The 10,079-nt window shown below is 73.3% G+C and carries 9 protein-coding genes; 4 read left to right on the forward strand and 5 right to left on the reverse strand.

Translation table 11 applies throughout. The annotated features are described in order from the left end of the window. Window positions 1-9: 9 nt before the first annotated feature. On the reverse strand, window positions 10-1,314 hold the full coding sequence (locus tag ACZ4A5_RS15895) for an LCP family protein (RefSeq protein WP_467583192.1): 1,305 nt from the start codon (window positions 1,312-1,314) through the stop codon (window positions 10-12). Between the two features lie 123 nt (window positions 1,315-1,437). Further along, entirely contained in the window at window positions 1,438-2,190 is a 753-nt protein-coding gene (locus ACZ4A5_RS15900) for a TIGR03089 family protein (RefSeq protein ID WP_398870287.1), read from the reverse strand. Window positions 2,191-2,328: 138 nt separating this feature from the next. On the opposite strand from ACZ4A5_RS15900, the gene ACZ4A5_RS15905 reads away from it, so the two are divergent. The 3 genes from ACZ4A5_RS15905 to ACZ4A5_RS15915 all read left to right on the forward strand — a co-directional run bounded on the left by ACZ4A5_RS15905 (window position 2,329) and on the right by ACZ4A5_RS15915 (window position 5,976). After that, window positions 2,329-3,831: a peptidoglycan recognition protein family protein gene (locus tag ACZ4A5_RS15905; RefSeq protein ID WP_467583195.1), complete on the forward strand. Its 1,503-nt coding sequence runs from the start codon at window positions 2,329-2,331 to the stop codon at window positions 3,829-3,831. Window positions 3,832-3,914: 83 nt separating this feature from the next. Then, window positions 3,915-4,997 carry a mannose-1-phosphate guanylyltransferase gene (manB, locus tag ACZ4A5_RS15910; protein ID WP_467583198.1) on the forward strand — a complete coding sequence of 361 codons (1,083 nt, stop codon included), beginning with the start codon at window positions 3,915-3,917 and terminating at the stop codon, window positions 4,995-4,997. A 76-nt stretch (window positions 4,998-5,073) separates the two neighbouring features. Next, window positions 5,074-5,976: a DNA-3-methyladenine glycosylase family protein gene (locus tag ACZ4A5_RS15915; protein WP_467583201.1), complete on the forward strand. Its 903-nt coding sequence runs from the start codon at window positions 5,074-5,076 to the stop codon at window positions 5,974-5,976. 266 nt (window positions 5,977-6,242) lie between these two features. On the opposite strand, the gene ACZ4A5_RS15920 is transcribed toward ACZ4A5_RS15915, so the two are convergent. From ACZ4A5_RS15920 to ACZ4A5_RS15930, 3 genes are read right to left on the reverse strand one after another with little or no spacing between them, the layout of a single operon-like run. Further along, on the reverse strand, window positions 6,243-7,574 hold the full coding sequence (locus tag ACZ4A5_RS15920) for a coenzyme F420-0:L-glutamate ligase (RefSeq protein WP_467583203.1): 1,332 nt from the start codon (window positions 7,572-7,574) through the stop codon (window positions 6,243-6,245). Further along, complete coding sequence (gene cofD / locus ACZ4A5_RS15925; RefSeq protein WP_467583205.1) at window positions 7,571-8,536, reverse strand: 2-phospho-L-lactate transferase; 966 nt, start codon at window positions 8,534-8,536, stop codon at window positions 7,571-7,573. The genes ACZ4A5_RS15920 and cofD overlap by 4 nt, the downstream gene beginning before the upstream one ends. Window positions 8,537-8,580: 44 nt before the next feature. After that, window positions 8,581-9,105, reverse strand: a complete 525-nt coding sequence (locus ACZ4A5_RS15930) for a cysteine dioxygenase (RefSeq protein ID WP_467583208.1) — start codon at window positions 9,103-9,105, stop codon at window positions 8,581-8,583. Window positions 9,106-9,786: 681 nt separating this feature from the next. On the opposite strand from ACZ4A5_RS15930, the gene ACZ4A5_RS15935 reads away from it, so the two are divergent. Next, on the forward strand, window positions 9,787-10,050 hold the full coding sequence (locus ACZ4A5_RS15935) for a WhiB family transcriptional regulator (protein WP_004952403.1): 264 nt from the start codon (window positions 9,787-9,789) through the stop codon (window positions 10,048-10,050). The last annotated feature ends 29 nt before the right edge of the window (window positions 10,051-10,079 follow it).

A 10,079-nucleotide genomic window follows, 5' to 3' on the forward strand; every position in this document is an offset into this window, starting at 1 on the left:
TCGGGGGATTCATCCACAGTTGCCGCGAGCGGCGGTGGTTCCCTCGTACGTGGGGGGCGCCGTGGGCGAGGGAGTCGAGGGAGCCGAGGGAGTCGAGGGAGGGGATGCCGTGCCGGCCGGGTCCGTCGGGGCGGCGGGATCGGTGGGCGCCTGGTAGCCGCCCGGTGCCTCCGGTCCCGCGGTCCCCTCCGGTGCCCCGGGCTCCTCGGCCTTGCCGTGCCGGCCGGTGCCACCGCCCGGGTGCGCGCCGCCGGGCTTGCTGTCGGCCGGGCGGACGTTCGCGCTCACCGACACCGGCTTGTCCTCCCGCAGTTGCCGGAAGAGCTGGTCCGCGTCCGGCTGCACCAGCTCGTCGCGGTCCGTGTTGTACGGATACGGGCGGCGCGGCACCGTCAGGAACTGCACCCGGTCGCTCGGGATGCCCCGCACCGTGCGCACCAGGTCGTACAGCTTCCGCAGCGAGCCGAGCCCGGCGTCCGTGGTGAGCGAGGAGGTCGCCGCGTCGAGCACCGGGTAGAGCCGCGTCGGGTTGAGCAGCACGCCGTCGCTCTGCATCTCGGTGAACAGCGCGCCCAGGAAGGCCTGCTGTCGGCCCATCCGCTCCGTGTCGCTGCCGTTGCCGAGGCTGTAGCGGGCGCGGACGAAGCCCAGCGCCTCTTCCCCGTGCAGGACCTGACGGCCCGCGGGCAGTTTGAGGCGCGCCTCGTGGTCGTCGATCGGCTGCTTGAGACACACCTCGACCCCGTCGACCGCGTCCACCAGCCGCTTGAAGCCGCTGAAGTCCACGATCACGTGATGGGTGATCCGGATATGGCTGATGTTCTCGACGGTACGGATCGTGCAGGCCGGGCCCGCGAGCTCGAAGGCCCAGTTGAACTGGGCGAACCGCTCGTTCGTCCGGCTGCCGTCCGGGCGCCGGCAGCTGGGGATCTGCGCCATCAGGTCACGCGGCAGGCTGACGGCCGTCGCGCTCCGCCGGTCGGCGGACACGTGCAGCAGGATCGTGGTGTCCGAGCGCTGGGTCCCGCTGTCCTCGCCGTACTCGCCGTTGCCGGGTCCGCCGCGGGTGTCGGAGCCGATGATCAGGATGTTCTGCGCCCCGGCCACCAGGGCCGTCGGGCGCTCCCGCTCGTACTGCGCCAGCTCGTTCGCGGTGTCCGTGTCGGTGTGGATGTTGCTGTTGAGCCGCTCGTAGAGCACCCAGCCCACCGCGGCCAGCGCGAGCGTCAGCACGGCCAGGGCCAGTGCCAGCCAGCGCAGCCAGCGGCGCCGCCGCCGGGGCGCGAGGAAGGGCGCGTCGGTGCCGTCGTTCACAGCTGCGTCCCTCCCTCACGGGGTGGTACGTGCCTCTGCCGGGCCTTTCCGTGCGGTGCCGGCGGTGTGCTCGGGGCCGGCGCGTATCCCCGATCATCGCGCGGTCCCGGCGATGCGGCAGCGTCAGAGGGCCGTCACGGTGACGCGCTCACTCTCCCGGCGCTTGTCCAGGCCGCCGCCGGACAGCCGGTCGAGGTTGCGGCACAGCACCACCGAGCCCCCGGCGGCGAGCGGCGCGAACAGCCCGGCGGAGAGGCCGTCCCAGGTGGCGTACGGCAGGCCGGAGAGCATCCGCGAGCCGCTGCCCAGCCCGTGCTGGAAGGCGTCGGTGCGCGCCCGCTCGACCAGCTGGGCCCCCGTCAGCTCCAGGCCGTCCACCGCGAGCGCGGGGGCGTCCGGGTCGACGGGCGCGTACGGCGCGAACCGGTCGCCCTGGCTGGGCACCTCGACGGCGTAGTCCGCGAAGCCCTCCGGCGGCTGGGGGAACCGGCCGCCCAGCGGGCGCAGGGCGAGCGCGACGCGCTCCCCGGAGCAGGCGCGCGCCTCCTGAAGGGTGTCCGGGCCGCTCACCACCAGGTCCGCGGCGGCCGGGTCGCCGCCCACGTCGGCCATGACGCCGACGGAGGAGCAGGCGAGCAGCCAGACGGCCGTCTGCCAGTGGGCGGGCAGCAGCAGCGCGAGCCGGTCGCCGGGCTCGGCGGAGAGCTCGCCCTGGAGCAGGTTGGCGGTCTTCGCCACCCAATTGGCGAAGGTGGCCACGGACAGTTCCACGCGCTCGCCGGTGGCGTCGTCGTAGAAGGTCACGAGCGGGCGGGCCGGGTCCGCGGCGAGCGCGGAACGCAGCAGGTCGGCGGGGGTGCGATCGGTGGCGTTCATCGCCGCCAGGGTACGCGGCGAGGCCGCTGACGGGCAGTCGGGAAAGCGCGCGCGGGGCCGCGCGGGGGCCGACTGGGCGTCACTTTCCGGCCCACTTTGAATGGACAGACTTATCCGTATATGTCCAGGATTTCTGTCATGCGTGGATTCCTTGTCACCTCGACGGTCAGCGCCGCCGCCCTCAGCCTGCCCTTCCTGGCCACCTCGCCGGGGATCGCCCCCGCGAACGCCTCCTCCGGGACGACCTCGTTCACCGGTGCCCCGAACACCGTCCCCGGCTCGACCCAGTCCGTGCCGCTGGTCCGCCTCGGCGGCTTCGACCGGGCGCGCACCAACGGACCCGCCGAACAGGGCGTGCCCCAGCGCGAGGTCAAGCCCTTCTCCCTGATCGGCATCGTGTGGGACGACGCCGGTGCCGAGCTCCGCGGCCGCGCCCAGGTGCGCACCCGTGCCGTGGGCAGCCGGGCGTGGTCCGGCTGGCAGGACGTCCAGACCCATGACGACGACCGTCCCGACCTCGACTCCCGCGAGGCGCGCAACGGCCGGCTGCGCGGCTCCACCGCACCCCTGTGGGTCGGCGCCTCCGACGCCATCCAGCTGCGCGTCCGCCCCGACGCCGCCACCGAGCGCACCCCCGAGGGCCGGGCCCTGCCCGCCGGCATGCGCCTCGAACTCGTCGACCCCGGCGCCGCCCCGGCCCACCAGTCCCGTCGCGTTCCCGTCGTGCCGCCCGGCACCGACGAGGAACGCGCCAGCTCCGCCGCCAACGCCCCGCTCGCCCCGCTCGGCGCCACCGAGATCCCCGCCGCGGGCCGGAAGGCCGCGCGCTCCGACGTCGCCGCCACCGGCACCGGCCGCGGCAGAATGCCCTCGGACGAGCCCGAGGGGGACACCGAGAACGACGACTCCGGCGACTCCAGCGACTGGAACGACAGCGACGAGAGCGGCGACTCCCGGGTCAGCGGCGACCCGGACGACGGCTACGACCAGGACGGCCCCTCGGACTCCGGCGAGCACACCGCCCCCGACGGCCGCTACACCGCCTCCCGCCCGCGTATCGTCACCCGGGCCGGCTGGGGAGCCGACGAATCGCTCCGCGAGCGCGCCTTCGCGTACACCAAGACCGTCAAGGCCGCCTTCGTCCACCACACGGCCTCCGGCAACAACTACAGCTGTTCCGAGTCCGCCTCCGTCATCCGTGGTATCTACCGCTACCACGTCGTGAGCAGCGGCTGGCGTGACATCGGCTACAACTTCCTCGTCGACAAGTGCGGCACCATCTACGAAGGCCGCGCGGGCGGAGTGGCGAAGCCGGTCATGGGTGCCCACACCCTCGGTTTCAACACCAACAGCATGGGCATCGCCGTCCTCGGAAGCTTCGCGAGCTCCACCCCGCCCAAGGCCGCGGTGAACGCCCTGTCCTCCCTCACCGCATGGAAACTCGGCCTGTTCGGGGTGAACCCGCGCGGCACCGCGACCCTGGTGTCCGGCGGCGGAAACCTCTTCAAGAAGGGGACCTCCGTCAAGCTCAAGGCCATCTCCGGACACCGCGACGGCTACGCCACGGAGTGCCCGGGAGACCGCCTCTACAGCAGGCTCGGCACGGCCCGCTCGGCCGCCGCCCGCCTCCAGGGCCGCTGACCGGGGGGCTGGCGGAAGCCGCCGGTCTGCATAAACTGGCCGCCGATCAAGCCCCGTCCCCAGCAGGAAGCAGAGACGACAAGGTGACTGAAGCGATCCTCCTGGTGGGCGGCAAGGGGACACGGCTGCGCCCCCTCACGATGAACACGCCGAAGCCGATGGTGCCGGCGGCGGGCGTGCCGTTCCTGACCCACCAGCTGGCCCGGGCCCGCGCCGCAGGGGTCGAGCACGTCGTGCTCGCCACGTCCTATCTGGCCGAGGTCTTCGAGCCGTACTTCGGCGACGGGTCCGCCCTCGGCCTCCACCTCGAGTACGTCACCGAGGTGGAGCCGCTCGGCACCGGCGGAGCCATCCGCAACGTCGCCTCCCGGCTGCGCTCGGCGCCGGACGAGCCGGTGCTGATCTTCAACGGCGACATCCTCACCGGCCTCGACATCGAGGCGCTGGTCGGCACCCACCGCACCACGGGAGCGGACGTCTCCCTGCACCTGACGCGGGTCGAGGACCCTCGCGCCTTCGGCCTGGTGCCCACCGACGCCACCGGCCGGGTGACGGCCTTCCTGGAGAAGCCGCAGACGCCCGAGGAGATCGTCACCGACCAGATCAACGCGGGCGCGTACGTCTTCAACCGCTCGGTGATCGACTCCATCCCCGCCGACCGGCCCGTCTCGGTCGAGCGCGAGACCTTCCCCGGGCTGCTCGCGGCGGGCGCGCACCTCCAGGGCATGGTCGACTCCACCTACTGGCTCGACCTCGGCACCCCGCAGGCGTTCGTACGCGGCTCCGCCGACCTGGTACTCGGCCGGGCCCCCTCCCCGGCCGTGCCGGGCCGCTGCGGCGACCGGCTCGTCCTCGACACCGCGGACGTCGCCCCGGACGCCAAGCTCACCGGCGGCACCGTGATCGGCGCCGGGGCCGTCGTGGAGCCGGGCGCGCGGATCGACGGCAGCACGGTCCTCGACGGCGCGGTCATCGAGGCCGGCGCGCGGGTGCGCGACTCCCTGGTGGGCGCGGGCGCGCGGATCGGGGCGCGCACGGTCCTGGACGGCGCGGTCATCGGTGACGGCGCGCAGATCGGCGCCGACAACGAGCTCCGGGCGGGGGCGCGGATCTGGTGCGGCGCGCGGATCGACGCGGGCGCGATCCGCTTCTCCTCCGACCAGTAGCGGGCCGGGGCCCGCTCCCGCCCGCTAAGTGGACTCAGGGCCTCCGATTGTCGGTCCGCCGACGTAGGCTGGCCGGATGGCGACGCGCACATGGGTCCCGTCGGGCCCGTACGACCTGGGGCGCACCCTCGGCGTCCTCGCGCGCGGCCCCGGCGACCCGGCCTATCAGGTGGCGGCGGACGGCTCCGTCTGGCGCGCCAGCCGCACCCCGGACGGTCCGGGCACGCTCCATGTGACCGCCCGCGGCGGCGAGGTGCGCGCCGAGGCGTGGGGCCCCGGCGCCGACTGGCTGCTGGACCGCCTCCCGGCCCTCCTCGGCGGCTCGGACGACCCCGGCGCCTTCACCCCCCGCCACCGCCTCGTGCACCAGGCGCACCGCCGCAACCCGGGGCTGCGGCTGGCCCGCACCGGGCTGGTCCTGGAGTCGCTCATCCCCTCGGTCCTGGAGCAGAAGGTCACCAGCGACGAGGCGTACCGCGCCTGGCGCCTCCTCCTCCAGCGCCACGGCGAACCCGCCCCCGGCCCCGCCCCCCGCATGCGCGTCATGCCCGACCCCCGGGGCTGGGCCCTGCTCCCCTCCTGGGAGTGGCACCGGGCAGGCGTGGACGGCAAGCGGTCCGCGACGATCGTCCGCGCCGCCCGGGTGGCCGCCCGCCTGGAGGAGGCCGCCACCATGGACGAACGCCAGGCCGCCGCCCGCCTCCAGGCCGTCCCCGGCATCGGCCCCTGGACGGCCGCGGAAACCCTCCAGCGAAGCAACGGCGCGACCGACGCGGTCACGGTCGGGGACCTGCACCTGCCGAAGATCGTCGGCTATGCGCTGACGGGGCGGCGGGGGGCGGACGATGCGACCATGCTCGACCTGCTGTCCCCCTACGCGGGCCAGCGCCACCGGGCGTGCCGGCTGATCCTGCTCACGGGGGTGGCTCCGCCGCGCAGGGCTCCACGCTTTTCGGTGAACGACATCAGGGCGATCTGAGGCGCGTGTCGCTTTGCTGAGTGGTCGGCTTGCGGTTGGGGTGGCCTCAAGCGCCGGCCGGGCTTTGGTTGTGGTGGGTGCGGGGGTCTGGGGGCTTGCCCCCGGTTTCGGGAAGGGGCGGGGCTGGGGAACAAACCAGCCCGTTGGGGGCACCCCCGGACGGAGTCTGGGGGAGATTGAGGACGCGGCCGCAGGCCGCTCCCGCCGCAGGCGGCGAACCGGCCCGCACAAGGCCACGGCGCCCAGCCACAGACCCCCGCCCTACCTCACCGCACCTCGATAAAAGACGACACGCTCCGCGCCCCCCGCTCCCGAGGCTCCCCCGCGGCCCGCCCCACCGCGACCGCCCCCATAGGAGACCAGCCCGCCGGAAGACCGAGCACGGACCGCACGACATCGGCACAGAACATCGTCGACGACACCCAGGCCGACCCCAGCCGCTCCCCGGCCAGCGCCACCAGGAAGTTCTGGACGGCGGCGCCGGCGGCGACCACGAACATCTCCCGCTCGGCCGCGTTGCGCCGCGCGTCGGGATACGTGTGGGAGCCGTCCATGACCAGGCACGGCACCACCAGATAGGGGGCGTTGCGCAGGACGTCGCCGCGCCGCACCCGCTTGGCGATGCTCTCCTCGCTGAAGCCGTCGCCGCGCAGGTCGGAGATCCAGGCGTCGCGCATGGCGTCGAGCAGCCGCGTCCGCGAGGACTCGGACTCCAGCAGGACGAACCGCCAGGGCGTCGTGTGGTGCGGGGCGGGCGCGGTGATCGCGGCGGCGACGGCCCGCCGCACGGCACCCGGGTCGACGGGCTCGTCGGTGAACTCGCGGATCGTCCGCCGCTGGGTCATCGCCTCGCGTACGGCCTCGGAGGTCCCCAGCCGGAACATGTCGTCGGCGGGGGAGCGGACGAGCGCCCGCGCGCCGGCGCCGTCGTCGCCCACGACGTGCGGAAGACCGCGCACCACGGCCACCGGCAGCCCCGCGGTCTTCCCCTTGACGAGGTCACCCGCGGCGGCCAGTTCGTCCGCGGTGGCGACGGTCGTCACATTCAGGGGATTGCCGTGGGTGTCCACGCCGCCGCGCAGGTCGTCGAGGACGCGCACCCCGGCCGCGCCGATCGCGACGTCGGTCAGCCCGGAGCGCCAGGGGCGGCCGAAGGTGTCGGTGATGACGACGCCGACCTCGACGCCGAGCGCCTCCTTGAGCCCGGCGCGCAGCGCGCGGGCGGAGGCGTCCGGGTCCTCGGGCAGCAGCAGTATCGTGCCGGCCTCGGTGTTCGACGCGTCGACCCCGGCGGCGGCCATGACCAGCCCCTGCCGGTTCTCGACGATGCGGAGGGCGCCGCGCCGGGCCACGACCCGCACGGTCTCGGCGTCGATCGCGGCCTCGCGGTCCGGGGCCCGGACGATCCGGCCCTCGGCCTTGCTGACGATCTTCGAGGTGACGAGCAGGACGTCGCCGTCGGCGAGGCCGGGCAGCCCCTCCGCGCCGGCCGCCGTGGCGATGAGCTTGACGAGGTCGTCCCCGGCCCGCACTTCGGGGACGCCGGGCAGCGCCCAGACGCGGTACGCCGGGACGTCCTCGCGCGGCAGGCCGGTCACGCGCGCACCTCCTCGGCGAGGGCCAGCGCCTGCTCGGCCATCCGCGCGGTGGCCTCGACGTCGGTCATCATCAGCGGGACCGGCCGGCAGCGGATGCCGGCGGCCTCGACCTCGGCCACGGCGCCCGCGTCGACGGTGTCGACCAGCCAGCCGTCGATGAGCTCCGAGCCGTAGTGCCGGGCGACGGCGGCGGCCGTGGACTCCACTCCGACGGCCTCCAGGACCTTGTCGGCCATGCCGCGCACGGGCGCGTCCCCGACGATGGGGGAAAGGCCCACGACGGGCGCTGCCGCGGCCGCGACGGCCTCACGGATGCCGGGCACGGCGAGGATCGTGCCGACGCTGACGACCGGGTTGGACGGCGGGAAGAGGATGACGTCGGCCGACGCGATGGCCTCCAGCACGCCGGGCGCGGGCTTGGCCTCCTCCGCGCCGACGGGGATGACCGCGCGCGCGGGCGTGGCCGCGCGCAGCCGCACCCAGTACTCCTGGAAGTGGACGGCCTTGCGGCCCTCGCCGTCCGGGTCGTCGATCAGGACGTGCGTCTCGACGCGGTCGTCGCTCATCGGCAGCAGCCGCACGCCCGGCTGCCAGCGGCGGCAGAGCGCCTCGGTGACGGCGCTGAGCGGATAGCCGGCGGCGGTCATCTGCGTACGGACGATGTGGGTGGCGAAGTCGCGGTCGCCGAGCCCGAACCACTCGGGCCCCACGCCATAGGCCGCCAACTCCTCCTTCACCGCGAAGGATTCCCCGGCCCGGCCCCAGCCCTGCTCCTCGTGGATGCCCTCGCCGAGGGTGTACATCACGGTGTCGAGGTCGGGACAGACCTTGAGGCCGAAGAGGTGGATGTCGTCTCCGGTGTTCCCGATGACGGTGATGTCCGCGTCGGGGACTGCTGACTTGAGGCCACGGAGGAAGCGGGCGCCCCCGATCCCGCCGGCCAGAACCACAATGCGCTGCATGCGGAACAGTGTGTCAGCCGCCTGTGACATCCCCGTAGGGGGCGTCAGCCGCGCACGGCCTCCCGGTCGGCGGGCAACGCGGCGGCCGCGGGCCGCCGGTGACGCATGGGCATCTCGGTGAGGCCGGGGGAGTAGACGTGCAGGCTCACGGCCGGGCCGAGGGAGTCGTTGACGACCTCGTGGGCATAGCCGGGCGCGAAGACGCGCTGATCGCCGGCGCGCAGCCGACGCCGCGCGCCACCCTGGGTGCCGCCGCCCCAGCTGACCTCGGTGAGCTCCCCCTGAAGGACGGTCAGAACGCCGGAGGACGGCCCGTGGTCGTGCTGCCCGCTGCCCTGGCCGGGCACCCAGCTGAGCAGCCACACCTCGTAGCCGGGGCCGGTGCGCAGCCGGTGGTACCAGCGGCTCGTGGCGTCGTACTGCACGAGGCGGGCCCAGGAGGCGGTGTCGGCGGCGAGGGCGCGGGCCAGCCCGGCGAACTCGGCGATGGTGGCGGGGTGCGCGGGGGCGGGCGGCATCAGGTGCGGGATGGCGAGCGGGTCGCCGGCGATCTGGACGTCGCTGTTCATGTGCGGGGTTCCTCGGCGGGTGTGCTGGGCTGCGCGTGGGAGCGGTGCGGGGACGCGTACGGACGCGTCCGGGCGCGGGAGCGCGGGCCCTGCGGACGGGCGGGAAGGGCGAGCGAGGTGGAGCGGGAGGAAAAGCTCAGCTGGAGCTCGTGGGCATCAACAGCTGGAACAGCGACAGCGCGCCTGCACAGCGCAGCGGGACCCGTAGTCACGGGTCAGGCTGAGTGCGGCGATCGCTGGCATGCCACCAAAGGTGACGGGCCCGACCGCGCTCTGTCAACCGGGTGTCCGTTTTGGGGCTAATCTTTCACCTCATCCGGTAACTGAGCGTGCTGAAAGGTTTGCGGCCCAGGGGTCGCGGACAGGTGGCGCACCAGCCGCGGCCGCAAACATCATTCGGCCGGACGGTGCAACGGGATCGCCGTGCGTGACGTCCTCTCCTTCAGGAAGAGGATGGGGCTGTCGGGACGGGCAGTTGATTCTGTCCGGACTTGTAATGTTTCGGACACTTTCTGCTTGGCTTTGGTTCCGCAGAGTGAATAAGGGGCCCAATAGCAGATCTCGGCTTGACTGGCCCGGATCGGCACACTTGTAATTTCACCCGTGTTGTTCTGCCGCACTTGATGAAGGCAGCCTTGATGAAGGCAGCACGGGGACGCAAATGACAGACGAGGGGCGCACATGACCGAGCTGTTTCAGCAACTGCTGGTCGAGGAGGCGGACGAGGAGCTCGGCTGGCAGGAGCGCGCGCTGTGCGCTCAGACCGATCCCGAGTCCTTCTTCCCCGAGAAGGGTGGTTCCACGCGCGAGGCCAAGAAGGTCTGTCTCGCCTGCGAGGTCCGCTCGGAGTGCCTTGAATATGCCCTTGCCAATGACGAACGCTTCGGCATCTGGGGAGGTTTGTCCGAGCGAGAGCGCCGCCGCCTCAAGAAAGCAGCGGTCTGATTGATCGGACAAACAGTTCTGTGGACGGT

Source organism: Streptomyces sp. NPDC025618, from assembly GCF_055558795.1.

Excerpts from the sequence above, each read along its gene's own strand:
- ACZ4A5_RS15915 (WP_467583201.1), top strand. The coding sequence starts at position 5,074 with ATGGCGACGCGCACATGGGTCCCGTCGGGCCCGTACGACCTGGGGCGC.
- ACZ4A5_RS15905 (WP_467583195.1), top strand. The coding sequence starts at position 2,329 with ATGCGTGGATTCCTTGTCACCTCGACGGTCAGCGCCGCCGCCCTCAGC.
- ACZ4A5_RS15900 (WP_398870287.1), bottom strand. The coding sequence starts at position 2,190 with ATGAACGCCACCGATCGCACCCCCGCCGACCTGCTGCGTTCCGCGCTC.
- ACZ4A5_RS15935 (WP_004952403.1), top strand. The coding sequence starts at position 9,787 with ATGACCGAGCTGTTTCAGCAACTGCTGGTCGAGGAGGCGGACGAGGAG.
- ACZ4A5_RS15930 (WP_467583208.1), bottom strand. The coding sequence starts at position 9,105 with ATGAACAGCGACGTCCAGATCGCCGGCGACCCGCTCGCCATCCCGCAC.
- cofD (WP_467583205.1), bottom strand. The coding sequence starts at position 8,536 with ATGCAGCGCATTGTGGTTCTGGCCGGCGGGATCGGGGGCGCCCGCTTC.